Consider the following 26598-nt stretch of genomic DNA (forward strand, 5'->3'; position numbering starts at 1 on the left):
GCTGTTAAAATTCAGTTCAAAAGTTCAACACATCCTAACCACACCTAATGCGAAGCTGAGGTTACTTACATCACTTGCACTATCGGTTTTCTAAATGGTCAGCTCTTCATCGGAATTAGTGACTGGAGATTGACTGACCAACTTTTGGTACCAGAAAGACGCCAATAAAATAAAGACACCTATTCCCATAAACAACATCACTTTTTGCCATAAAAGCGCATTAGCTGCATCAATAAATGCCAGCTTTAATACCCCTAAACCAATCAACGCAAAGCTGTATTTCACTGTTATTAAACGTTTGTCTTTTAAAAATAAAATAACAGCACCGTGCACAGCAAGTGCAGGTGCGATCAGCAGATCGAGATGCATCGTTGTCATGTTAGCTAATGTTAAGACATAGGTGATCGCGAACACAGAATGAAAGAACAAATCAATATTTTCCTTCATCACTCGGCCAAGTATTGAAGTCATGATGCCTTGATCTTTTTGATAAAGTGCAACAAGGATAAAAATGATAGCTATCACTGTGTATTCACCACCAAAAAGAATCAGTATCCAAGAGCTCACCACTAGCAAGAGGTTAAACGCTACAATTGTTGTTTGATTTCTTTTAAGCAGACTTGATAATCGACAAAAATATAAGGCTCCAGCCCAATAAATAATTGCTGTTAACATGCCAATAAATAACTTATTAGTTAACATTGCGGTAAAAACTGGTACCGCTATACCTAGAGTAATTAAACCGCTAGTACAAATAAATTTACTCAACGATGACGAATATTTTTGATCTAGTTTTAACGCTAAGAAGAAGTAACCAACAAATCCTGCAATTGAAATCAAACCGACGATTACTGATAGATCTGCAATAAACAGCACTAATGTGATACTCGCCATAACCGTTAAAACTTTACATTCCAACTCAAGTAATTGATGCGTAATTTTTTTAGCCAGTAACAATGCCAGTAGCGGTGATAGCCAAAGTACAGTTAACACATCAAACGACAAATGCCTCACCGCAGAGCCGAGCCAACAAACAGGTACTAGTAAATAGAAGCCAATTCTTGCTGCTTCTGCTATTCGGCTTAATTGGCTATGCGGTTGATAACGTCTGTAAAACTCTGACCACAGCCACAACTGGGCAAATGCTGACAATAACGATAATTTTGCATACATTGGCAAGTCGGTAAAATGGTAACTACCGACGAGCTGTGCCCCTTCAATCAAATAATAAATAGGCACGGTTATCAGCAAGGCTGCAAATATCTCAATCGAGGTTTGTTTACAGTATTTAGCTCGACACAACAAAGCAAGTTGGCCTAAAACAATAATTGCCCCAGTCCACTGAGCAAGCCAAATATCTAATGTGGCAATAGCCAGCACAGTTAACCAAACCACTTCAACAAGTTGCAAAGCAGGTTTAACTTTAAACTTAGTGAAATCATTAAATGCTGGAGACTCATGTATGGCACGCTGCCAAAGTGCCAATGCTGCGACAATAAATAAAGAAAGTAACCAACCATCAAATGAAACTAGTGCTGGCAGAGGGAAATAAGCGCCTAGTCCTACCAGCGAAAATAAAATTGCGCCACCGGCTAAAAGTTGTCCTTGATTGGCTACTGCCGATAATAAAAACTTTCTACCAATATAAATAAGGAGCAATCCTTCTGCCGCCCAAGCCATTCCCCAATAAGCATTTGACACTAAACTGATGATGGCTAATACACCCCAAATAGCAGCAACAAGTGCAAATAACACCGTAACCTGGCGATTAAAACGATAAAGTGCTACCGCGGTTACAACGGCAACAGCTGTGTTTAAGACAAAATTAAAGCTCATTTGAATGGATTGTAATTCAACGGCTTGGTAGAACATCAAAATGCTTGCGCCAATTGTGGTGGCGAGGAAAATTAATACCTGATTTGTAGGTTTATTATTGCGGTACAAAACAGCAACTATGTAGGCATAAAACAGCAGGTAAAATACTTCTAATATCCATGCCGAAACCGCAACAGTTTCAGCTGACAATACCCACTCGATGGACACCAAACTAAAGGCTAATGCGAGGTTAGCCAACCATTGCCCTACTCGTTTCAAGGCTAAAACCAAACTACTTGCCGTAATTAAAGCAAGAGACAATAAATAATAGGTCGGCTCAACTTGTATTGTATTAGAAAGAATCGGCATAGTAGCAATACCAATAATACCGAGCGCAGCCACTATTTTTGTATCTAACAGTAATGCCAAGCCATGACACATCAATGCAACTGCTAAATAACATAACAGCACCGCTTGCAACGGAATAAGTTGATAAACACTGCCAGAAAAGTACACCGTGTTATAACTGAGTAGGATCCCGAGCGAAACAATAGCCGTCGCGAATTCGCCATAGCGGGTCTTTACTTTCAACCCGATACCCAAAGCAATCACCAATAGAGCTGCAAAGCACATTAACATTGCTTTTGCCCCTGTCCCTAACTGATCTATTAACAACTGCATTAAATAACCGAAACCCGCTAAGGTCAGCCCAATGCCAGCTATCGTTAAAAACAAAGTACCGAGCATGTTACGCTCTTTGTATGATTGGTAGATTTTCACTACAGGTGAAAACCAATCAAAAATATTGGCAAGCAATGAAACAAAGAAAACAGCGATTAATGAAGGTTTGACATTTTCAGAAGTTTTGTTGGTCTTTGGTGAATAGGTGACTTTTATAGCGGAGTCACTAACTTTAGTTTGAGCAGCAAAAGAAGCATCGCTTTGCTTATTTTCCTTGCTCAAGGTTGTGGAAACAATTGCATTTTCTTGAGCGGTCAGCGCATTTAATTTAGACTCAATTTCGCCCACTTTTTCTCTAAAGTGCAACTTCATAAGAGCCAGCTCTGATCTAAGCGCTTTTATCTCTTCTTCCATGTTATCATCCTTGCCGTTGATTACCGCTGCTCTATCGTTTTAGTAAATTTAAACTTTATCTTACCAATGACAGTGGTCTGACCAGAAAACAAAAATAGCACAAGAATTGTTAAGATCCTAGTAGCTAGTACGAAAAGCCAGCTATTAAACCATAAAAGTAATCAAAATCAATAAATTAGTTTGGTATGCAAGAGTACCATATGCTTAACGCAAAGCGTCGAACCATCAGTGACAAATATTTAGAAACATTTAGACAAGACTAGAAACAGACCACTGAGTCGGTTAGAATCCATACAATGCTGTTTGTTAGGTATAATTATGAGAGACGCTGAAGCTACTCGCAGAAAAATATTAGAAGTTGCCGCCGATGAGATCCACCAACATGGGTTTCAAGCAACTAGTTTGTCTATTATTTTAAAGCGTTGTGAAATATCAAAAGGCGCTCTGTACCATCACTTCGATAATAAACTAGAACTTGGTTATGCAGTATTTGAAGAAATTTACACGCCGATGTTTATTGCAACTTGGCAACCCGCAGTAGAAGTTGACGATCCTATTATGGGCTTAATTAAATTTTTTAAAGACATTTGCCAAGAAATGACGTGTGACGATATTGTTTGTGGTTGTCCTATTAACAATTTATGTCAAGAAATGTCAGGTGTTGATGAAGGATTTAGGTTGCGAATTTTAAATATGCAACAGCAGCTTAACCACTTAATTGCCTTTAACTTACAACGAATTGCCTCCCAACTGCGCAACGATCTTGATTTTAACCAAATCGCCTATTTTATTGTTTCCAGTTTTCACGGTGCTTACAGCTTAAGTAAGAGTGCTAAAAACAAAGAACTGTTTGATAAAGTTATCGCAGAGCTTTGTATCTACATTACCAACCTGAAAAAGTAATTTTTAATAACAAAACGATATATTAAAGTTACGATATTTTTTATCCACACCATTTACAAACCGAGCGGTCGGTATGTAAAATACACACCATAACATCTTGTCACCTTTCAGGACATCAAATGAAAACTTTAGCACTAGTATTCGCTGCATTAATCAGTTTTTCAGCATTAGCGAATCAAGCACCTTCGCTACCTGATCAAGTTATTCAACAAACTGGCGAACGTTTATTTTCAAGAATTGCCGCTAGTCAGCAGGAACTGACCAAGTTTCCTGAATTGATGCGAGAGATAGTCGAGCAAGAGCTAATGCCAGCAATCGACTACCAATATGCGTCTTATAAAATATTAGGTAAACATTTACGCAAGATAAGCCAAGAGCAAAGAACTAAATTTGTTGATTCAATGCGACATTATTTGATTCGAACTTATGCAACCGCTTTGCAGCAATATAAAAACCAACAAGTTTCTTATGGCAAGGTCAATGTCGCACCAACCGATAAAATGGTCTCGGTTGATGCACTAATCACTGAAAGTGGCAAACCAGACATCCATTTAACGTTTCAAATGCGAAAAAATAAAAAAACAGGTGAATGGAAAGCGTATGATTTAATTGTAGAAGGCATTTCATTACTAAGTAGCAAACAAGCTGAATTTAATAGTCGTATCAACAAGCTCGGCATTGACCAAGTAACACTAGAGCTTACCGCTTTAACTCGCTAATTTTCTTCTCTAAGCATAACTCTTCCTGTTTCAGGAATGAGCAGCCAACCAACTCCCATTGGTTGGCTTTTTTTTATGCGTAGAGTTTATCAATCGAAATTGACACTGCAACCACTGCCATTTTGATAAATACGTTGTGTTTCACCAGATAATTCAAGCTCTATCAAGGCAAGATTAATATCGTTTAGTATCTCGCCCCACTGCTCAAAAGATGTTGATACAGCGAAATAAAAATGGTTGTATTTTAGCGCGGGAGCAACTTCACTTATACCATCAAGCATGGCTATGCGGTTGCGAACATCGAGATCTGAATAATGTATTGTATGATTAAATACAGCGGGATCGCCTACGATTAAGTCAACACGTTTAGCCATCAATAACTTGAGTAATTGCAGATCATCAATCGCTTCAACCACAGAAATAAGTCCCGCGTCCATCATGGCATCAAATTCGGGGGTATTTTGATAACCTCGAACCACACCAATAGCTTTACCTTTTATAGCGGCTAAATTACCAGTAAATTCAAACGGATCGCCTTTTCGCTTCATAAAAGCAATGTTTCCGCCAATCAGTTGATTTGATTGCGCCAGCAATTCTCGTCGTTTTTTGTTTGGAAAAATATCAGAAGGTGCGGAGTCCTCAATAAAATATTCAGGGTATAACACTTCAAAATTACCTGACTCCACCATTTTTACCGCTCTAACCCAAGGGTAAAAATGCACATTAACTTGGTAGCCTTTTGAGGTTAGCACTGCGACACCTAGCTGCAATACCCACCCTAAATTACAGAGGCTGCGATCTATATATGGTGGCCAATCTAAGGTCGCGACATTAATTGATTTACTTGCGCCCTCGTTAAAAATAAATTGATTCCCTTGTTGTCGGCTTAAATAGGAAACTTGTTTACCTTGCCACATGTACTCTACCACTATATCTGTAGTCTGCTCACTCGCTGCAACAGAATTACAGTTGAGCAATAAAAATAACATATAGATAGAGAAGTGAATAATTGGCTTCATTGTCAGTTAGGTGTTTTAAGTGATGTTTAAAGTATAGGTGATTTGTTTATTAGATTCTAAATAGCAGCATGGTGATACTGTTGCTTATTTTTCCTACTGTAAGTATTTATCAATTTAATCGTTGTTATTTTTATGTATATTCAATAAATTAACGTCGAAGTTGCCCCAGCCAATAGATAGTTTGAATTAAAAAATGAGTAAAAATAGGCACTATTACATAAACTGGAAAACAGGCGAATTAACATTTGATGGGCAATCAAAACTACTAGAGCCTAAATTAATTGCTGTTTTGAAGTTGTTAAATGAAGCGCAGGGTGAACTAGTAACTTATGATGAAATCCACCAATCCGTCTGGCCAAACATTATTGTTGCCCCAAATGCCTTACAGCGGATAATTGCCGAACTTAGACGACACTTTGACGACTCGGCTAAATCACAATCCGTAATAAAAACTCATCCCAAACGAGGATATAGTTTACAAGTTAAGCTTGAAACTTTCGTTGCTAACGTTTCACGAAAAAAACAGCTTACTGTTCGAACCGTGCGCCAAAAATACTTTATGTCTATTTTGGTGTGCATTTTACTTTGTGCCTCTGCATTTTGGTTCAAACAACATACCAATCCACCAATAATTGAACAGCTAAAAGCTCTCGATACACAATCAAAGCAGTTTTCAAACGTTGTCGCGATTTCTCAAGATGAATTTGTTTTTTATGACAAACAAGATAACGCGCCAAGCATTGTAATGCATAACAGTACCAATAACATACGCCACACGTTACTGGAAAATATTACTCTATATGGGCGCATTCATTACCACGCTAGCGACAATAGCTTGAGGTTTGGTGAGGTGGTTTTCCAAGAGCAAATAAAATGTGCGCAGATTGTTAAGTTTTCCCTGGTAACTCGTCAGAAAAGTATATTAATCCCCTGTAATAACAAATTTAATCACTCGCCATTTTTGCTTGAAAAAAACAACCTATTGTTTACCCAAACAGATAAGAATAGTCAGTCACATCTCATGTTGTTTGATGTAAACACACGGCAGCAAACTCAAATAGAATTAGCTAATGACTTTCAAGTAATTCCATATCATCAAAGCAATCAATTTGCTGTTGAAGTAGACCAGAAACTTTATTTCGCTGAATTAGTCGACAACAACCTTGAATTTTCACCTGCAGTATATAATTTCAAATCGACCTCTAAACATCCGATGATTTGGCTAGACAATAACACCTTGCTTGTCGCTGACGGAAAGTTAGTTATTTGGTTAAATAACCAAGGGGTAATACATCAACAAACTCTACAAACCACCATGGATATTGGTGAGTTAGCTCAGTTTAATGATGCGGTGTTTGCAAACATAAGCCGAAAAAACTGGCAACCACGAATACTAGATAAATCAGATACTAATTCAACTTACGATATTGCCCCGTCAATGTTTGCTGATAGTTCAGCTCAATTTAGACCAGAGTCTCAAGAAATATCTCTGCTAAGCAATCGCTCAGGTATTTCACAAATATGGTTATGGCATGATAAAGAGTTACAACAACTTACCTTTGGCGATAAAGACATCTCTTCCTACTTGTGGCAAAGCCCTAACAACTTAGTTTTTAACCGTAATGGACGATTGTTCACTTTAACTTTAACAACCAATAAATCGGTTGAAGAGATACCACTGGCAGAATCAGTTGTTGTCGTCAACATTATGCAATCTGTTAACAACAATCTATTGCTAAGCATTAAAAATAAAGAAAAAGATCAATTGGTTTGGCTAAACCAAACTACAGGCTCTATCAACAAAATATACGAAGGAGAGTTAAGCTGGGCGCAACAAGCATCAAAAGACAAAATGTTAATCAATACAAATGGACAACTACAGTACTTAGTATCAAACCAACTAGTACCGTTAAGCACTTTCAAAGATATTACCTTACAATGGCGCTATTATGCCCGAGACGGGTTTGTCTATTTACAAGATAAACAAAAAAACATTTGGCGCTACAATCCAAATAGCGATAGCAAATCCATTGTTGGGCAATATAGCAGTGACATACTTTTTATGACCGATTATGCTGACAAGCGTAGCCAAATGCTCAGTGATAACTTGATCGCTGAGCACAATGAATTGGTCGAGTTGTTAATGTCAAAACCTTAGAGTTTTGCCAGTTCACCATTGATAAAGCTTAACGCATCTTGATCTTGGTTTTTGAAAGCGACAATTTTTGCCTGTTCAAATGCATCTTTACTTTGGACAATTTGACCCAGCGTTTTTAAAATCAGGGCTTTACGAGTAAGGTAAAATACACTATTCGGTTGACCTTTTATCACGACATCGATTACGTCAAGTGCCTGCTGAGCCTGCCCATGCTGAGCATAATAAAAGCTCAAGTCAATTAAACTTGTGGATGCATCAATAGGCTTTTTATATTTAAGCTCTAGCTCTTGATAATACGCTTTAACACTTGGCAACCCTTGCGCAGTAAACAATGCCAGATCAGGTGAAAGGTCAGCAAAAAACCATTCTATACTGGCATTCAAACTAACAGTCGCTACAGACAAAAAGTTATGCTGGCTTAAATCTTCAAATCTTGCCGATTTTACTTTCGATAAATTTGCTTGGATTGTTTGAAACAACGCTCTGTTATTTACAAATGGCCCCAGTGATAAATACATTGGCTTGGCGTTTTTAGTAAGCAAATGGCTATTGTTTGACTGAGTTATTAAACCTGATTGATCTAATTCGAGTGCAGGTGAATGAACGAAATAGCCATCAAATAAGGTGTTTCTAGTTAAATAAGTGTAAAAAACAAAATTACCGTTACTCGAATACCCCTCTAATAGTCTGAAATCTTCAGTTTTAAAGTGAGCCTCTATAAAGGGTAGAATTTCATGTTCTAACACAGCCAACTGTAAGGTATTAGCGATACCTGATGCAGCCATATATTTAGGATGCATATCAGATTCAACCGTTACTTGCGGTACATTTACAATTATAAATTGTGGCAAAGGCCCCATTGTAACGTGACTTAGCCAATTGACCTGGTGCACAAATGAATCAAAGCGACTCCCCCCCGCTGTGGTGTATAACACAGGATATGCTTTTTTATTGTTGAAGCCACTTGGCAGTGCCACTTTAAAATTTAGCGTACTAGATGCCTTTTGAGAGAGCAAACTGTGGGTTTGTATTTCAATGGCACTAACTCTAGCCTGCAAAGCAAGAGCCATTAACAGCAAAATTAAAATTTCGATTAATTTAAGTTTCATCATTTACCTTCATCAATATTTAAATCGATAAAAGCATGACAAACCATAACGCTAAACAATTGATTTTAGATTGATAAAAAACTGATATTTACCTGATGACACTCAAATAAAAGCGATTTAGTTAAAGATATAGGGAGATGGAATCTCCCTATTAATTGAATTAAAAATTATTTAGATGATCTAGGTGATTCATCACTATGGCCATTTTCATATAAACCTATTAGTTTGATTGGTTCATTACTTTCGTCAAATACCACAGTTAACCTGAACCCCTCAAAATTGCCTACTTTGAAAGTATTATGGTAAAGCGGCGTTAATACAGCTGCTTCCCCTCTCCCTCGACGATATTTGAGCTTACCTTGCTCAACAAATAACTCTCTATCACCATAAAATCCAGCAAGTTTTTCTTTCGGAAAGTTGGCTATTTGAGGAGTTTCAATAGCAGGTGCCACTAACGGCTTTAACCAATTGATTTTTTTAATCACCCTTTGGTTTTCTGGAAATTCACTAAGGACTTTTTCAAAATTAGCAATAGACTTGATATATTCACCTTTTCCAGCTTGTTCATACGCCAAACGTTCTGTTTGCCATATAGCAGAATCTGATTGGCCATAACCTAACCATTTTGCGATAGCCTGACTTTTAGCAAAGTATCTTAGGGTCATTTGTTTACTTATTGCTAAACCGTTTTCGCTATTTGCAAAATATACAAATGCTCGACCTGTTTTAGCATCTATTGCAGTAAATGCTCGCGATACACCATTATCGCCCCAATGCCAAACAAGATGTTGCCCTTCTGCTTTGTAAATCCCCCACCCTAGGCCCCAAGCCATTGTAACGTGAGAGGTTTCGTCATAACTGGTAATTTGTTTTGAGAAGGCCTCATTTTTCATGACCTCACTTAACTGTGACGGTTGAAACCAAGCAGCAATAAATTTTAAGTAATCTTCTGCCGTAGTATGCAAACTTGCCGCCGCATTCGACATGCCAGTTTCTCTTTCAACTTGAAAGCCAGATCGAGTATGCCCTAAAGCAATATTCGATGGTTTATTTTGAGGCCATGCAAAATAGGAATGCTTCATGTTAAGCGGCTTAAACACTTCTTTATCCGCTATTTGCTGGTAACTCAAGCCAGTCATTTTTTCTAATACACGTTGTAAATAAACATACCCCTCACCCGAGTAGCCAAATTGGCTTGCTGGTTTGAACTTAAACTCTAACTGCTCACCTCCCCAATTCGGTAATCCCGATTGATGAGATAAAATCAGCCGTGGCGTTAAAAGTTCGGCCCAAGCTTTATTAACCAATCGTTTGTAAGGCAATATTTGGTGAAGTGGTTGATCTAGAGATAATTCGCCGCGCTGCGCCATTTTTAGCACAATAAAAGCAAGCACAGGTTTACTCAGTGAAGCCGCTTGAAAAATCGTGTCATTAGAAACGGGAAGTTCAGACTTGCTGTTTGCCTGCCCAAAAGTTGCTAACTGAACGTGTTGTTTACCATCAATGTAACCGGCGCTCACACCAGGAATAGAAGCAGAGTTTGCAAGTCGCTCAACAACGCTCTCAAGCGACTCTTGCGCATGGCATGCAACCCCCCACGCAGAGATAATAGTAAAACAAACGATAGTGTTAACTTTATTGATAAGTGTCATCTTTTCTTCAGCTAGTTTTTTTATTTACACAGTAGATAAGATAGCAACTTATCAATAAAGGTTTAAACCAATAAGCTAATTAGCGACACATGATTCTGGTTTTTCAAAGTTTTGCAACGCTAATGACTGTTCCAGTAATTCGAGATCCGCACATGAAATACCATCATTTCCAAATAACGACAATCCTGTGATTTTTTCTAAAGCAAATATTGGATCAACATCAATTATTTGATTGTGAGATAAATGGAGTAACTCAAGATTGATTAGTCCATTAATTGGCGTTAAATCTTCAACCTCACCGTCTAAAACTAGAGATGTAAGCTTGGCTTTGTTCGATAGAGCTGAGATATCTTGAAAGGTATTTATTTCTAATAAACCATCTTGGATAAACAATAACTCTAGATTATTTAAGTTAGCCAATGCAGTAAGATCGGAAATTCCATTTTCACTTGGCCATAACTTCAGCGTTCGTAACTGAGTTAAACCAGCTAACGGAGTTAAATCAAGCCCTTTGTTCCGATCATAATTAAATGACTCCAATAGGTTTAGTTGAGCTATTGAATCAACATTACTCACTTGAGATAAACCAATAGATAACTCTTTTAGTAAAACTAAGTGCTCTAGAAAACTCACGTTCTCTAACTTTGCGTCATACCAACCATTAGAGGTTGTATAACCACCAACATGCAGTTTTTCTAATTGTGTTAACTGCATTAACGGCGATGTATCAACAAGATTTGTAGTAAATAAATGCAAATTAGTCAGTTGTTTGAGTTGTGCCAAAGGGGTTATATCAGTTGCCTTACTACTATATATGGTTAACTTGTTTAAACTGTTGAGCTGAGCCAATGGCATTAAATCAGTAGCGTTATGATTTGCCATAAGTAATTCATTCAGGTTTGTTAGTTGCGCTAACGGTGATATATCGTCAGTATCTGAACTAGGGTCAAGTTGCCCAAATGTTAGGCTGTTTAAATTTGTCATATTTCTAATGGGCTCAAGACTTTGCAAACTATTGCCTACCAGCCACAAGAGTTTAAGGTTAGTCGCTGCCGATAAAGGACTAATATCTCGAATATCATTATTATTTTGACCTTGGCTGTCATTAAATGCAGAAAACTGTTCTAGCTTGGTTAACGCAGATAATGGTGTTAAATCATTAACCTTGTTATTCGCAATATTTAGGCCTGTTAAATTGGATAAGCCAGATAAAGGTGACAAATCTGCCACATTATTTTGAGGTAACCACACACTTTGCAACGCAACATGTTCAGCAAGGGGGCTAAGATCTGCAATACTATTATTTGTGAAATCTACTTGTATAAGGTGTTCAAACTTTTCCAAGTCATCAATTGATTGTATGCCATAACCATGGCAACTAACTTCAACAATACCAAGGTCTTTCTCAGCATAATGGCTGGAATGAAGACATTGATTTAAACCATTATCATCGAAGTTAATTTCAGTTAAATTGGTAAAAGCCTTGATGGTTACATCGACATTTTTACTTGCCGTTGCATTATCATCGTCGGTTACCGTTAACTTAAAAGTCAGCACTTCATCCTTGAGTACTTCTGGCGCTATAAATTCTAGTGAAGACAGTGAATGGACAAAACCATTGGTTACAGCACTACCACTGATTTGCTCCCATTTATATTCATTTACAGTACCATCACTATCAGACACAGTAGGAGTAAAAGAAAAGGCCGCCCTTTCATTTATAGATTGTGTTGGCATATCGTTAATATTGGGGGCAACATTAGTTGTTGCGCCAGGGGTAGCGGGTTTAGAGCCACTACTCGCACTTCCTCCGCCCCCTCCTCCACATGCACTAAGAATGATTGAAATTGAAGAAATGATAAGTGTTGTTTTTATTAGCCTTGTTGAAATCATAGAAATATCCACTTTCAGTGTTGAGATTTTTATCTTTAAAAGAAAATTTCTTCTTATTAAAACATCAAGATAAAAATCAAACCTTCCTTGGATCGAACATAAAAATAAAAATTATTTTTGGAAAAATAGCGCTAAATTTCTGGCTAGCTAGTTAACTGAATATCTAAATAATCATTTGCACCGTTTTAAATTTAAGGTGCAAGATATGGCTAGGGTTAAAAGATTTACCAATGCCGATAACTTTTTAGATGAACTCACTTGTATTATTGACAACCTTATCGCTCAAAGTAATCAGTTACCTGATATAGAAAAAAATGACCTTAAGATAATCGATATTGCTTTAGAGTTTGGCGTAACACCTAACACACTGAGACGTTGGTGTCATGAATATACCAAACTCTCTGCTAAACAGTTTTTATCACTGTATCGAATTGAAAAAGCTAAAATTCTGCTAAAAAATGGACTTAAACCTTCAGTTGTTGCACAACAACTGGCTTTTACTCAGCACAAAGTATTTTCCACAGTATTTAAGCAAGTAACTAATAAAACGCCAAAGACATATCAATATTACAGTAACAAAGCTAAAGGATAGTGTTAATTATCGACACCAAATTAAAAGCCAGATTGTATTTGCAGGTTTTTATCTGAGTTTATAACCACTTGATACTCTTTAATTATATTTTGAGTTAATTTGCGCTTTGCGTATTTACCCATAGATAAAGCATGTACATCAGCAAGCAAGTTTTTATTTATTACACCTAGGTGCTCTTTTTGAAAATTATAGAACCTATATTGTGCAACTAAATGCTTGTAACTGTCTTTGCCAAACTGCTGTTGTGCAATGTTAATAGCACGGCTAAAGATTTGTTTAGATAAAGCAACCTGTTTCGTACATGCTTCAATTTTTGCTTGTTCCATCAAGGCTAAAATGCCATCAGTTTTATCGTTTTGTTCCAAAAGCACGTTAGTTGCTGAAGCTACAATTGTCGCAGCCTTACTACAATTTCCCTGTAGTCGATAAACTCTCGCCAAACTTACCCAAGATTCATTCTCTATTGGTGAATTTACACCATACTCAACTTTTATATCTTGTATCAGAGTGTCTAGGCCTGTTTCTGCTCTCTTGTACTCTTTGGCCAATATATAAGTTTCGATTAAATTTAATCTTTTTTGTAAAACCGATGCGTGTCGATTTGAGCCATATTTTTCAGCTAATAAGGCAATTGACTTCTCAAGGTGAATTAGTGCATTAGCAAAATCGTTTTCACGAGCAAAAACAACACCTAGCGTATTGTGCATCGAGCTTTTCTTGGTTAACGAAATGACATGCTGGTATTGATTTAACGCTTGCAGAATAGTTAGCTTAACAAGGTCATGTTTGCCCTGCTTATATAAGAAGTACGACTTCGAGACTGCCGCCGCGGCTAACGCTCGTTGCTCGGGCTCTGAGGGGTAATTCCCAAGTTTTAGTGCAAGTTCATCAACACGCTCATAAGCTAACTGCGCTTGCTGCGGCTCCCCAAGCTTATCTGCAACATAAGCCTTAGTAACGTAAAAATTTATGCCTAAATCTATATTCCCTTGATCAAAATCGTAGATCGATTCAATATCATCCAAGATAACTTTAGACCTTTGAAAATTCTTTCCCGCTTGATAACTCTTCGCCATTTCATATAACACGGCAAGTCTTGCTTCTGGATACTGCTCCAACTCAGTTTTAGCTCTGTGAGATATGTCAGTTAGCATTTCTTCTACGGTATATTTACCAATTTTACTTTTCCTCGTTACATTAGCGTATTGAAATATGCTAATCATAAACTCTGCAACAGCCTTTTGTTTTGCTAAAGACGTTTCAAGCTTTTGGCTTTTAAAATAAACATTAGTACTAAATGCTGCTACCACCCCAATAAACAAAACAGCAATACCAACAAATACGACATTTCGCTGCAGACTTTTTTTCACTTTTATCCAAGTAGAGTTGCTGTCTTCCTGTAGGGGATAATTCGCTTGGTGGTTTTGTATGTCTAGCATCAAGAGTTCAACTGAATCGTATCGCTCTTCTATATTTTGTCGGCAACACCTGTTTGATATTCTTGTAACCTCTTCGTTATTGATACCTAGCCTCTTCAATAACATTCCGAGTGAAAATATATCACTGGCCGTTGTTAACTTCTTACCCTCAATTTGTTCTGGGCTTGCAAATTCTCGACTAGCCGCAACAATATTGCCTTTTGCCAAATTACTATTATTTTCTTCAATACATTGAGACTCGTGAAATGAATTAGCAATGCCAAAGTCCATCAACTTTGGTTCTTGGTGTTGATCAACCAAAATATTTGAAGGCTTTATGTCTGCGTGAATCACCATATTTTTATGTGCAAACTGCACCGCTCGACAAACCTTAAGAAACAACGTTAGTCGTGTTTTTGCATCAAGCTTTTCAGTGATGCAGTATTGATCAATAGCAACACCATCAACATATTCCATCACCATGTACTGCAACTCTTGCTCAAGAGCTCCCAGCGTATAAAGCCTTGCAATATATACATGCTCAAGATTGGCTAAATACTGCGCTTCGCTTTGTAAAAAGTTTTTTCCCGCAAGCAGCGATATGGAAGGGTAAACAAACTTAATGGCAACCTTTTGCTCAAGCTGGCCATCATTACGTTCACCCAAATAAACTGCGCCCATGCCACCCTGGCCAAGCTTTTTTACCAATTTGTACACACCAACTTGTTGGCCAACTAACTCATGGATGAAACTATCTTCAACTAGCTGATCTGCTTGTTTACCAATTAACACTTTAAACTTTGTTTGCTTCATATTTTCATGATGAGCACAAATAAGGGCTATAACGTCATGATAAAAATCATGATTTTCATCTATAAATGTTGATAGATTTTCCAGCATATGCTGTTCATCAACCTCAAGCAGATGTTGGAAAAGCGCAAGTGAAGTATCAAAATTCATGGTTGTCCTTATTGTTTTTATTATACTTTCAACGTTAGCATTGGGTGCGCAGATACGCTTTTGCAACAGAAAGCTCATTGTAGACTGTTGATTTTTTTATGGTGAGTTCCGCACTAATGTTGTCAATGTCATAACCAAGAAAGTAATGAAGCAATGCCACCTGATATGATCTCGGGGCAATATTTGCTAACTTTGACAGCGCGTTGTCGAAGTTAATGTAGGGTTCTAGCTCGTCAGGTAAAGAGATAAAATCGATCAAGCTTTCGCTATTAGCCGTTCTTTTTTTTGCACTTTTTGCTTTCAAATCATCTAATAAAACCCATCGGACAAAAGATGCTAATGACGTAAAAAATTGCTCGCGATTATCAAAAATTTCTTTGGGCGGAGAAAGTTGAACAAGTACTTCATGTAAAAGCGAGGTGGTATTTGGCAGCTGCTCTAACAAGGTATTAGATGAGCTTTTGTTAGTAATTTGTTTTTTTACAATTCCCTTTAAATGGTAATAAATAATGCTTCTTAATTGATTTGCACTATTTAAATCATTTTGAACAACCCAGCAATTTAAAATTTGAGTAAAATTTGCCGGTGCACCACTTTTTAACGAATGACAGCTATATTCCATTACTATTTATGTATCAATAAATTAAGAACGTACAAAAGATACGCTAACATAATTGTTTGCCAGATTACATAATTGAGTTAGTTGATGCAAAAAGTCAGCAAATATTAAAAAAATAACAAAACTTATGTAGCCATTATCATTACAAATAAAAAAGGTAATAACATTGCTGCTATTACCCTTTTAAAATCTACTTAACTCAAATTCAATTAGTGATTTTCAGACACCATATTTACGGTATATTTTGGAATTTCTACCACTAGGTCTTCATCAGCAACGATAGCCTGACAGCCTAAGCGAGATTCAGGCTCTAAGCCCCACGCTTTGTCTAACATGTCGTCTTCTAATTCGTCACTTTCTTCCAGCGAATCAAAACCTTCACGAATGATCACATGACACGTTGTACAAGCACATACCTTTTCACACGCATGTTCAATACCGATGTCGTTTTTAAGTGCAACATCTAGCACACTTTCACCAGCTTCGGCTTCTAACACCGCGCCATCAGGACATAATTCTTCATGAGGTAACACTATGATTTTTGGCATAATAATCTCTAAACTCAATTAAATGTCATCGACAGTATGACCTGCCAACGCTTTGTTAATAGATGCATCCATTCGACGCTCGGCAAATGTTGCTGTTGCATGGTTCACTTGCTCAATCGCCGCTTCAATTGCGTCGGCATCATTGCCTTGGCTGGTTGACGCTAAATTTGCTAATTTAGCCTCAATGTCTGCTACTTCTTGTGTATTTAATAAATGGCTGTCTGCTGCTAACGCCGATTGCACTGACTCTATAACACGCGCTGCTTCAACTTGTTGCTCTTTCACCATACGCGCTTGCATATCTTCTTTAGCATTAGCAACAGACGCTTTGAGCATATCAGCTATTTCATTTTCCGCTAAACCAAAAGAAGGTTTGACTTCAATACTGGCTTCAACACCTGTTGATTTTTCCATGGCAGTGACGGCCAACAAGCCATCGGCATCCACTTTGAAAGTTACACGAATATGCGCCGCACCTGCAGCCATAGGAGGAATACCATGTAGCTCAAAACGTGCTAACGAGCGACAATCATCCACAAGTTCACGTTCACCTTGTAATACGTGAATCGCCATCGCCGTTTGACCATCTTTAAAAGTGGTAAATTCTTGCGCCTTGGCGACAGGAATTGTGGTGTTGCGAGTGATCACCTTTTCAACCAATCCACCCATGGTTTCAAGGCCTAATGAAAGAGGAATCACGTCAAGCAATAACATGTCACTGTCAGGTTTATTACCCGCTAAAATATCGGCTTGAATCGCTGCGCCAATTGCCACTACTTTATCAGGGTCAATAGACGTTAATGGCTGACGTTTAAAGAAGCTTTGCGCTTCTTCTCGCACTAAAGGTACACGAGTAGAGCCACCTACCATCACCACTTCAATCACTTCTTCTGCCGTTACTTCAGCATCTTTTAATGCTCTACGACAAGCGCGCATTGTTTTAGTGACTAATGGTTTAATCAAGGCTTCAAATGTCGTTTTATCGATTGACGATTGCCACGTTTCACCGTTAGCTAATGCCAAGTTAATTTCAGCGCTGTCTGCACTTGATAATGCTTCTTTAACTTCAGTTGCCTGCATTAATAATTGTCGTTCCATTGAGCTAGACAATGGACGCTGTAAGCCAGCCTCTGCAACAATGTGTTCAACTAGTGCTAAATCGAAATCATCACCGCCAAGGGCTGAATCACCACCAGTGGCCAGTACTTCGAATACGCCTTTATTTAAACGCAAAATAGAAATATCAAAGGTACCACCGCCTAAATCATAAACTGCGATAACGCCTTCTTGGCCACTATCTAGGCCGTAAGCTACTGCAGCAGCTGTAGGCTCATTTAACAAACGCAGCACTTTTAAACCAGCAAGTTTAGCCGCATCTTTGGTACTTTGACGTTGTGCGTCATCAAAATAAGCTGGCACAGTAATTACAGCACCAGTTAGCTCGCCACCTAATGCTTGTTCGGCTCTTTGTCCTAAAGTCTTTAATATCTCAGCTGACACTTGCACTGGGTTAATATCACCATGGCGTGTGGTGATACTTGGGTGATTTTCATCACCACAAAACTGATAAGGAAGTGACGGATATTTTGCTTGAATATCTGTAAGAGAGCGACCAATTAATCTTTTCGCTGAGACTATGGTATTTTCAGGATCTGAAACCGCTAATGCTTTTGCCGTGTCACCCACTAAGGTTTGGCCGTCTTGATAACTAACAATTGACGGTAAAATATCTTTGCCTTGTTCATTGGCAAGAGTTTCAGCCAGCCCGCTTTTTACGGTTGCAACTAACGAATTGGTGGTGCCCAAGTCGATACCTACCGCTAAGCGATGTTCATGAGGTACGGTACTTTGTCCAGGTTCTGCAATTTGTAATAACGCCATGTGGGGCTCTTTTTTGTTGATTGTTAAAGCGCTGCGCGCTTAGTCATCGAGGAGTTGATCTTCAAGGCGATCTAACTCAACTTGTAATTTTTGATAAAACTTAAGCTTTCTAAGTAATTCAGTCGCTTGTTGATTTGACTCAACAGAGTTTTCATTGATCGCAGCTTGCATCGTGTTAAACAGCTGCTGAAACTCTGTGTCTAGAACTTGATTCGCTTCAAATAGTGCAGTATCGACGTCGTCGGCAAATTTCACATCAGCTAACATTTCGCGTAATTCCATTTGACGCATAAGAAAGGCATTATCACTGAACGATGCTTGTTCGTTTGGCATATCAACACCACGAATTTCTAACATGTATTGAGCACGTTTAAGGGGATTCTTCAGTGTTTGATAGGCATCGTTGACGAGTGTTGATTTTTTTGCAGCTAGCAGTTGTTCCTGACTGCTAGCATGGGCAAACTTATCTGGATGTACACTTTTTTGAATTGATTGATATCTTTGTGTTAACGCGTTTAGATCAATAATAAATGTTTGCTCTAAACCAAAAATTTCAAAATAATTCACAATTGGCCACTAAGTTTATAAAGTTGGGAAGTAAGGTATTATACGTTGAAGCTCTCGCCACAACCACACTCACCTTTTGCGTTTGGATTGGTAAACTTAAACCCTTCGTTTAAGCCTTCTTTGACAAAATCAAGCTCAATTCCTTCAAGATAAACTAAGCTTTTTCCATCGATGATGATATTCACATCATCGATTTCAAACATTTCGTCGTCTTCGTTAAGCTCGTCAACGAATTCAAGCACATAAGCCAAACCTGAACATCCAGTGGTTTTTACACCCAGACGAAGACCTAGGCCTTTACCACGGTTGGTGATAAAAGTTCGAACTCTTTCTGCCGCCGCTGGCGTCATAGTAACACTCATGACTTTGACCTATTCTCCGCGCTTTGAACGATAATCTTCAATGGCTGCTTTGATTGCATCTTCTGCAAGAATTGAGCAGTGAATTTTTACAGGTGGTAACGCTAACTCTTCAGCGATATCAGTATTTTTGATACCCGCTGCTTCATCAATGCTCTTACCTTTAACCCACTCAGTAACTAGTGAGCTAGACGCAATTGCTGAACCACAACCGTAAGTTTTGAATTTTGCATCTTCAATAATACCTTCTTCGGTAATTTTAAGTTGCAGTTTCATCACGTCACCACACGCTGGAGCACCTACCATACCCGTTGCCACTTGTGGGTCGTTTTTGTCTAATGAACCAACGTTACGTGGGTTCTCATAATGATCGATTACTTTTTCACTGTAAGCCATAATATTCTCTCCCGGCAGCACCTGCCCTTAGTGTGCTACCCATTCAACTGAATCTAAATCTACGCCGTCTTTAAACATTTCCCACAACGGAGACATTTCGCGTAAATGCTCAATTGCTTTTTTGATGATACCAATAGCGTAATCAACTTCTTCTTCGGTAGTAAAACGGCCAAAGCTAAAGCGAATTGAACTGTGTGCCATTTCATCATTTAAGCCTAGGGCTCTTAATACATACGACGGTTCTAAGCTTGCAGATGTACATGCAGAGCCACTTGATACCGCTAAATCTTTAAGTGACATGATTAACGACTCACCTTCAACGAAGTTAAAACTTACGTTTAGGTTACCTGGGTAACGTTTATCAAAATCACCATTGACAAATACTTGCTCTAAATCTTTAACACCAGCCCATAAACGGTCACGCATTGCGGTAACGTGGGCTAAATCTTGTGCCATTTCTTCTTTCGCGATACGACATGCTTCACCAAAACCAACGATTTGATGAGTTGGTAACGTACCACTGCGCATACCACGCTCATGACCGCCACCGTGCATTTGCGCTTCTAAGCGCATACGTGGCTTACGACGAACGTATAGTGCTCCAATACCTTTTGGACCGTACATTTTGTGTGCAGAAATTGACAATAAATCCACTTTTAAGTTTTGTAAGTCAATTTCAATTTTACCGGTACTTTGTGCAGCATCTACGTGGAAAGCAATTTTTCTTGCGCGACACATCTCACCAATTTCAGCGATATCTTGAATAACACCAATTTCATTGTTCACGTGCATGATGCTCACAACTACTGTGTCGTCACGCATTGCAGCTTCAAGTTTGGTTAAATCAATTAAACCATTGGCTTCAGGATCTAAGTAGGTAACTTCAAAACCTTGACGCTCTAACTCACGACAAGTATCTAAAACAGCTTTATGCTCTGTTTTACAGGTAATGATATGTTTACCTTTTTTGCTGTAAAAGTTAGCAGCACCTTTAATTGCTAGGTTGTTTGATTCAGTAGCGCCAGAAGTGAACACGATCTCACGCGGATCTGCGTTGATAAGTTCAGCGATTTGATTACGAGCAATGTCTACCGCTTCTTCAGCCTGCCAACCGAATTTGTGAGAACGAGACGCAGGGTTACCATATAACCCATCGGTAGTAAGATATTGCATCATTTTTTCTGCAACACGCTTGTCTGCAGGCGTGGTGGCGGAATAATCAAAATAAATAGGAAGCTTCATTGGCTAACTGTCTCCAACTTACGTACTGCGCTAACAGTTTTGCATTATATTTGTGGTTGCAATTAAGGTTTCATGTGAATGCTTCGCGCCCTCTTTGCGTTGCATTGTATCTTGTCGCTTTGAAACCATTCTGACGTTTCTTTGTTCAACCAGTTCAGACAAAGAAATGCCTTGTAAAAATTCTTCGATTCTGCTGCTTAAATCAGCCCAGAGGGAATGGGTAAGACATTGGTCTCCCGATTGGCAATCGCCTTTACCGCCACATTTAGTTGCATTGATGCTTTCATCAACTGCACTGATCACATCAGCGACAAAGATTTGTGCAGAACATTTACCTAAGCGGTAACCACCGCCAGGGCCGCGTATACTGCTGACCAGACCGTGTTTGCGTAATCGAGAGAAGAGTTGCTCTAAGTAAGATAATGAAATACCTTGTCGCTCTGATATATCAGCAAGCGACACAGGGCCATCGGCTGCATGTATAGCAACGTCTAGCATAGCTGTGACGGCATAACGCCCTTTCGATGTTAGTTTCATTGTCTACCCCAGTAAAATCGACGCGCAATTTTACATAACCCTACAAAATAGTCAAATAAATACTTGAGTATTATAGTCGGGTATTTTACCTCACATAAAATAGAAATCAACGAATACTTGAGTAAATTACTCAAGTATTCAATATTGCTTCTATCTAATATATAAATGATTGAACTAAACAAGGCGTTTTAGCTGAAATTGTCGCCAAATTTTAAACAAAACAGGTAATACAATCAAAGCTAATACTAATGCACTTGCCATTCCACCAACCATAGGTGCAGCAATACGGCTCATCATTTCACTGCCGGTACCTGAACCATACATGATAGGCAATAAACCAATAACAATTGTCGCCACCGTCATAAACACCGGACGAATTCGCATCGCTGCACCGGCGATAATTGCTTGATCAAGTAACTTTGATGTCTCTGTTGTCGATAACTTATCTTCTTTTTCAGCAAAATATTCTTGATAAGCTTGGTTGAGATAAACCAACATGATCACGCCTATTTCAACCGCAACCCCGGCTAACGCGATAAAGCCAACACCTGAAGCAACGGAAAAAGCAAAACCTTCTTGGTACATCAACCAAATACCACCAATCATCGCTAATGGCAAAGTGACCAAAATAATCAACACTTCAGCAAAACTCTTAAAACTCAAATAGAGTAATAAAATAATGACCGCTAAAGTGACAGGTAACACTAATGTGAGTTTTTCTTTTGCTCTTTCCATGTATTCATACTGGCCAGCAAACGATAATGAATACCCCGCAGGCAGTATAATGTTTTGTTCAACTTTTTCTTTAGCCGTGCTTACATAATGGCCTAAGTCAACATTAGCAATATCAATAAACACCCAACCATTGATGCGGGCATTTTCACTCTTAATCATCGGAGCGCCACCAACAACGTTAATGTTGGCAACATCAGATAGCAAAATATTGTTGCCTTTACTTGTCACTACAGGAAGCTGTGCAAGTACTTCTGGCGAACTACGTAAGTGCTGAGGATAACGCAAGTTAATAGGATAACGCTCCTCCCCTTCGATTGATTCAGCAATATTGGCGCCACCAACCGCTAGCGCAATTACTCGCTGAATTTCCGCAATAGAAACTTGGTAAGTCGCTGCCTTGGTACGATCAATATCTATCGTTATGTATCGGCCACCCTGTGTACGCTCTGCGTAAACTGATGTGGTGCCATCAACTTGCATTAAAACACGTTCTAGATCCTTGCCGATACGCTCAATTCCCGCTAAATCAGGCCCCGCAATTTTAATCCCAACCGGCGTTTTAATGCCAGTTGCTAACATGTCTATACGGGTTTTAATTGGCATGACAAAGGCATTGCTAACTCCGGGTAAAGTAACGAGTTTACTTAACTCACTCTTCAGTTTTTCTGTCGTCATTCCTGCGCGCCATTGTGATTTAGGCTTGAGCTGAATAAAGGTTTCAATCATGGTTAAAGGCGCGGGATCTGTCGCCGTTTGGGCGCGACCTACTTTGCCAAATACATGTTCAACTTCTGGTACTGAGGCGATTAGTTTGTCGGTTTGTTGCAAGAGCTCTCGCGCTTTACCAATAGAAATAGCAGGATACGTAGTAGGCATGTACATGAGGTCACCTTCATCTAATGTCGGCATAAATTCCTGACCGATTTTCCCAATCGGTAAAAACCCTATGTAACCAATAACTAATGCCATTAACAGAGTAACTTTAGGAAAACGTAACACCAACCTTAGTACCGGCTTGTAGCAAGCAATTAAAAAGCGCGTTATCGGGTTTTGTTGCTCGTTTCTAATTTTACCTTTTACAAAATAGCCCATTAACACTGGCGTTAAGGTAATTGCCAAACCAGCAGCTGCCGCCATTGCGTATGTTTTAGTAAAGGCAAGTGGTGCAAACATGCGCCCTTCTTGAGCCTCCAAAATAAAGATAGGTAAAAAGCTCACGGTAATAATTAACAAACTAAAAAATAGTGCTGGCCCTACCTCACTGGCCGCTTGCGCGACGACTTGCCAGCGGTTTTCTTTAGTAATCTGCTGTTTTTCCATATGTTTATGAAGGTTTTCAACCATCACAATTGCGCCGTCAGTCATCGCACCAATGGCAATCGCAATCCCACCAAGTGACATAATGTTAGCGTTAATACCTTGCATATACATGATGACATAGGCCGCCAAAATACCAACAGGTAAGCTCACTACAGCAACAAATGATGAGCGTACATGGAACAAAAACACTAAGCAGATAAGAGCGACCACAACTAACTCTTCAACAAGTTTTTGCCAAAGGTTGTCTATTGCTCGCTCAATAAGGCCAGAGCGGTCATATACCGTGACAATTTCAACACCTTCAGGTAGTGACTGTTTTAGACTCTCAAGCTTAGCTTTGACCCCTTGAATAGTTTGCATGGCATTTTCGCCATAACGCATGACGATAACACCACCAACCGTTTCACCTTGGCCATCAAGCTCTGCAATACCTCGTCGCATTTCAGGACCTAACGACACTCTAGCAACGTCGTTAAGTAAGATAGGTTGACCACTGGCAGTAGAAGCTACTAGCACTTGCTTTAAATCTTCGAGGGAATCGATATAGCCGGTAACCCTAACCATATATTCTGCTTCGGCTAGCTCTACCACTGAAGCGCCTACTTCTTGATTTGAAGACTTTATCGCTTGCTCGACTTGAGATAAAGCTATGTTGTAGGCGCGAAGACGATTGGGTAATACTTCAACTTGATACTGCTTTACCATACCACCAACGGTTGCCACCTCTGACACACCAGCAACGGTTTGTAGTTCGTTTTTTAAAAACCAATTCTGAATTGACGTCAGATCAGCTAAGTCATGTTGACCACTTTTATCTCGCAACGCGTATAAATAAACCCAGCCAACACCTGTTGCATCAGGGCCTAACTCTGACTTTGCTCCTGCAGGTAACTTACTACTGACTTGCGATAAATACTCAAGTACACGTGATCGCGCCCAGTACAAATCGGTCTTATCGTCAAAAATTACGTAAACGTACGAGTCACCAAAAAATGAAAAACCTCGAACAGTTTTTGCCCCCGGCACAGACAACATGGCAGTTGTTATCGGATAAGTCACCTGATCTTGTACTACCTGTGGTGCTTGACCAGGAAAACTGGTTTTTACTATCACTTGTACATCAGACAAATCAGGGATTGCATCTACTGGTGTATTTTTTACAGTATACAAACCTACTGCACACAAAATTGCGGTAAGTATTAATACCAGCGCCCGGTTAACAATAGACCAGCGTATAATTTTCTCAATCATCTCACTTACTCCTAATGGTGCATGTGCTGCTGATTTGCTGCTTGCTCAAAAGCAACAACAACAAACTCACCATCATGTATTTCGAAAGTGAAAGTAAACGCTTGGCCTATTTCGGGTATTTGATTTCGGATATTTTCATGGATCAAAAAGTCCATGGTAGCGGCTTCTCGTTGCCACTTTTCAATTGGACCTCGGCTAATATTGGCAATGCCTGTGTCCACGTCATATTGATTAATTACGCCTGTCACCGTTGCACTGCTTGGTTTCGCATCTGCCATTTCATGATTATCCATAATATGAATATTTGAAATAACATAGTCGCCACTGGCTTGTTTGGTTATTTCCAGATGCAACGAAGTGCCAGCGTTTAACAGTGAAATATCTAAATCATCAACAACATTAAAGTCCATGACCATTTCCGGCCAATCCCATTCTTCAATAGGGTCATGTCGAGCATTAACAACACGTGTTTTATGATCTACGGCTTTAATCGTTGCCGCAACCCACACACTTTCAGCCTGACTCTGTAATTTGCTGTATCGTAAAAAATCTGAGGTTTTGCTCGATTCTGAATCAAGCAAAAATTGACCAGTAACAACAACACTGTCTTGCTGATCTAATCCATTACGTATTTCAACATAGTTGCTATCGCTAATGCCTAAATCAACATTTACCGATTTAAATTCTCCGTTACCTAACGCAACAACAACACGATTGCTATCTGCCAGTCTGATCACAGCTGATAATGGTACAGTGATGTCAGCATTAACCGCCTGTTTGACTATTTTTGCATTGGCAAACATATTTGCTTTTAGCTTTCGCTCAGTATTATCGAGGCGCACGCGAGCAATTAATGCTCTACTTTTGCTGTCTGCCGACGGGTAAATATAGTCAATAACACCATGAAATTTCTCGTTGGCAATATAATCAAAATTAAATTGCACTTCACTACCAATTGCCACTCCATCAGCCTGTTGTGGTAATATCTCCAATTCCAACCAAACCTTTGATAAATCAGCGATAGAAAAGAGGGTTTTTCCCAATTCAACAAAGTAACCTTCGCGAATATTAAGGTTTTCAACCACACCACTTTGAGGTGATGAAAAAGCTATGGTTTGTTTTACTTGTCGAGTTCTTCGAATATCAGCAATGCTGGTTTCAGGTACATTAAATGCCCGTAATTTTCGCTCAGATGCTTTAATTAAGGCACTATCATTTCCCTGTAAAGATAATAAATATTCCTCTTGAATATTCACTAGCTCAGGCGAATACAACTCGTATAACACTTGACCTTTTTGAACACGATCGCCTTTCGCTTTGATATAGAGCCTTTCAACCCACCCCGCAATACGAGGGTGAACATGGACGACGTCATCATCGCTGTATTTTAGTGTTCCTATGACGTCTATTGTCGGTGAAATGGTTCGTTTTTCCACCGGCGCAGTCTTAACAGCAATATTATTGCTAACAGTTGAAGAAATGGTAACAACACCAACATCTTTGTCTTGCTCAGACTCTTGATAAACAGGTATTAAATCCATGCCCATGGGAGACTTTCCTGGTTTATCTCGACGATAATTGGGATCCATCGGTGCCACCCAATATAACGGCTCGTCAGACTTTGTTGGTATCTCTGATTGATTTGAGAAGGCGGATAATTTTGCCCCCCAAAAATAAAAACTCGCCACGCCAATCACTATGCCTGCACATAAAGCTGACATGATACTTAAACGTGTGTTAAATGGCTTTGCTTCTGATGCCATTGTATTCCCCTAAAAACTTGTACTAATCATTCGCCAACTTAGGTTGG

The 26598-nt window shown here is 39.0% G+C and carries 20 protein-coding genes; 4 read left to right on the forward strand and 16 right to left on the reverse strand.

The features are described from left to right. Window positions 1-90: 90 nt before the first annotated feature. A complete protein-coding gene (locus tag IE199_RS17965) occupies window positions 91-2910 on the reverse strand; it encodes a DUF2339 domain-containing protein (RefSeq protein ID WP_189773415.1) in 2820 nt (939 codons plus the stop codon). Window positions 2911-3228: 318 nt separating this feature from the next. Between IE199_RS17965 and IE199_RS17970 the strand changes: the two genes are divergently transcribed. Both IE199_RS17970 and IE199_RS17975 read left to right on the forward strand, forming a co-directional pair. Then, the gene (locus tag IE199_RS17970) at window positions 3229-3813 is read left to right on the forward strand and encodes a TetR/AcrR family transcriptional regulator (protein WP_189773417.1); all 585 of its coding nucleotides are present in this window, start codon (window positions 3229-3231) and stop codon (window positions 3811-3813) included. A 119-nt stretch (window positions 3814-3932) separates the two neighbouring features. Beyond that, window positions 3933-4532 (forward strand): MlaC/ttg2D family ABC transporter substrate-binding protein, encoded by a 600-nt coding sequence (locus tag IE199_RS17975; RefSeq protein ID WP_189773419.1) that lies wholly within the window; start codon window positions 3933-3935, stop codon window positions 4530-4532. A gap of 89 nt (window positions 4533-4621) precedes the next feature. On the opposite strand, the gene IE199_RS17980 is transcribed toward IE199_RS17975, so the two are convergent. Continuing rightward, window positions 4622-5551, reverse strand: a complete 930-nt coding sequence (locus IE199_RS17980) for a substrate-binding periplasmic protein (protein ID WP_229854819.1) — start codon at window positions 5549-5551, stop codon at window positions 4622-4624. Window positions 5552-5744: 193 nt separating this feature from the next. Here IE199_RS17980 and IE199_RS17985 point away from each other — a divergent pair, with 193 nt between their 5' ends. Continuing rightward, window positions 5745-7709, forward strand: a complete 1965-nt coding sequence (locus IE199_RS17985; protein WP_189773421.1) for a winged helix-turn-helix domain-containing protein — start codon at window positions 5745-5747, stop codon at window positions 7707-7709. Here the strand turns inward: IE199_RS17985 and IE199_RS17990 are convergent. The 3 genes from IE199_RS17990 to IE199_RS18000 all read right to left on the reverse strand — a co-directional run bounded on the left by IE199_RS17990 (window position 7706) and on the right by IE199_RS18000 (window position 12363). After that, entirely contained in the window at window positions 7706-8821 is a 1116-nt protein-coding gene (locus tag IE199_RS17990) for an alpha/beta hydrolase-fold protein (RefSeq protein ID WP_189773423.1), read from the reverse strand. The genes IE199_RS17985 and IE199_RS17990 overlap by 4 nt on opposite strands. A gap of 164 nt (window positions 8822-8985) precedes the next feature. Continuing rightward, window positions 8986-10470: a serine hydrolase domain-containing protein gene (locus IE199_RS17995; RefSeq protein ID WP_189773425.1), complete on the reverse strand. Its 1485-nt coding sequence runs from the start codon at window positions 10468-10470 to the stop codon at window positions 8986-8988. 75 nt (window positions 10471-10545) lie between these two features. Further along, a complete protein-coding gene (locus IE199_RS18000) occupies window positions 10546-12363 on the reverse strand; it encodes a leucine-rich repeat domain-containing protein (protein ID WP_189773427.1) in 1818 nt (605 codons plus the stop codon). A 205-nt stretch (window positions 12364-12568) separates the two neighbouring features. On the opposite strand from IE199_RS18000, the gene IE199_RS18005 reads away from it, so the two are divergent. Further along, complete coding sequence (locus tag IE199_RS18005; RefSeq protein WP_189773429.1) at window positions 12569-12955, forward strand: helix-turn-helix domain-containing protein; 387 nt, start codon at window positions 12569-12571, stop codon at window positions 12953-12955. A gap of 20 nt (window positions 12956-12975) precedes the next feature. On the opposite strand, the gene IE199_RS18010 is transcribed toward IE199_RS18005, so the two are convergent. The 11 genes from IE199_RS18010 to IE199_RS18060 all read right to left on the reverse strand — a co-directional run bounded on the left by IE199_RS18010 (window position 12976) and on the right by IE199_RS18060 (window position 26551). Beyond that, the gene (locus IE199_RS18010) at window positions 12976-15333 is read right to left on the reverse strand and encodes a protein kinase domain-containing protein (RefSeq protein WP_189773431.1); all 2358 of its coding nucleotides are present in this window, start codon (window positions 15331-15333) and stop codon (window positions 12976-12978) included. Window positions 15334-15367: 34 nt separating this feature from the next. Then, a complete protein-coding gene (locus IE199_RS18015) occupies window positions 15368-15955 on the reverse strand; it encodes an ECF-type sigma factor (protein WP_189773433.1) in 588 nt (195 codons plus the stop codon). A 206-nt stretch (window positions 15956-16161) separates the two neighbouring features. After that, window positions 16162-16500, reverse strand: a complete 339-nt coding sequence (gene fdx / locus IE199_RS18020; RefSeq protein ID WP_189773434.1) for an ISC system 2Fe-2S type ferredoxin — start codon at window positions 16498-16500, stop codon at window positions 16162-16164. 18 nt (window positions 16501-16518) lie between these two features. Then, the gene (hscA, locus tag IE199_RS18025) at window positions 16519-18381 is read right to left on the reverse strand and encodes a Fe-S protein assembly chaperone HscA (RefSeq protein WP_189773436.1); all 1863 of its coding nucleotides are present in this window, start codon (window positions 18379-18381) and stop codon (window positions 16519-16521) included. A gap of 39 nt (window positions 18382-18420) precedes the next feature. After that, complete coding sequence (hscB, locus tag IE199_RS18030) at window positions 18421-18948, reverse strand: co-chaperone HscB (protein ID WP_189773439.1); 528 nt, start codon at window positions 18946-18948, stop codon at window positions 18421-18423. 38 nt (window positions 18949-18986) lie between these two features. Continuing rightward, window positions 18987-19310 (reverse strand): iron-sulfur cluster assembly protein IscA, encoded by a 324-nt coding sequence (iscA, locus tag IE199_RS18035; RefSeq protein ID WP_189773441.1) that lies wholly within the window; start codon window positions 19308-19310, stop codon window positions 18987-18989. Between the two features lie 9 nt (window positions 19311-19319). Next, window positions 19320-19703 carry a Fe-S cluster assembly scaffold IscU gene (gene iscU / locus IE199_RS18040; RefSeq protein WP_189773443.1) on the reverse strand — a complete coding sequence of 128 codons (384 nt, stop codon included), beginning with the start codon at window positions 19701-19703 and terminating at the stop codon, window positions 19320-19322. Window positions 19704-19730: 27 nt separating this feature from the next. Continuing rightward, complete coding sequence (locus IE199_RS18045) at window positions 19731-20945, reverse strand: IscS subfamily cysteine desulfurase (RefSeq protein WP_189773445.1); 1215 nt, start codon at window positions 20943-20945, stop codon at window positions 19731-19733. Between the two features lie 30 nt (window positions 20946-20975). Continuing rightward, on the reverse strand, window positions 20976-21482 hold the full coding sequence (gene iscR / locus IE199_RS18050; RefSeq protein ID WP_189773453.1) for a Fe-S cluster assembly transcriptional regulator IscR: 507 nt from the start codon (window positions 21480-21482) through the stop codon (window positions 20976-20978). Window positions 21483-21656: 174 nt separating this feature from the next. Further along, window positions 21657-24788 carry an efflux RND transporter permease subunit gene (locus tag IE199_RS18055; RefSeq protein WP_189773455.1) on the reverse strand — a complete coding sequence of 1044 codons (3132 nt, stop codon included), beginning with the start codon at window positions 24786-24788 and terminating at the stop codon, window positions 21657-21659. An 11-nt stretch (window positions 24789-24799) separates the two neighbouring features. Then, window positions 24800-26551: a copper-binding protein gene (locus IE199_RS18060; RefSeq protein ID WP_189773457.1), complete on the reverse strand. Its 1752-nt coding sequence runs from the start codon at window positions 26549-26551 to the stop codon at window positions 24800-24802. Between the last annotated feature and the right edge of the window lie 47 nt (window positions 26552-26598).

Origin of the sequence: Thalassotalea marina, from assembly GCF_014656435.1 — a bacterium.
GTDB lineage: Bacteria > Pseudomonadota > Gammaproteobacteria > Enterobacterales > Alteromonadaceae > Thalassotalea_C > Thalassotalea_C marina.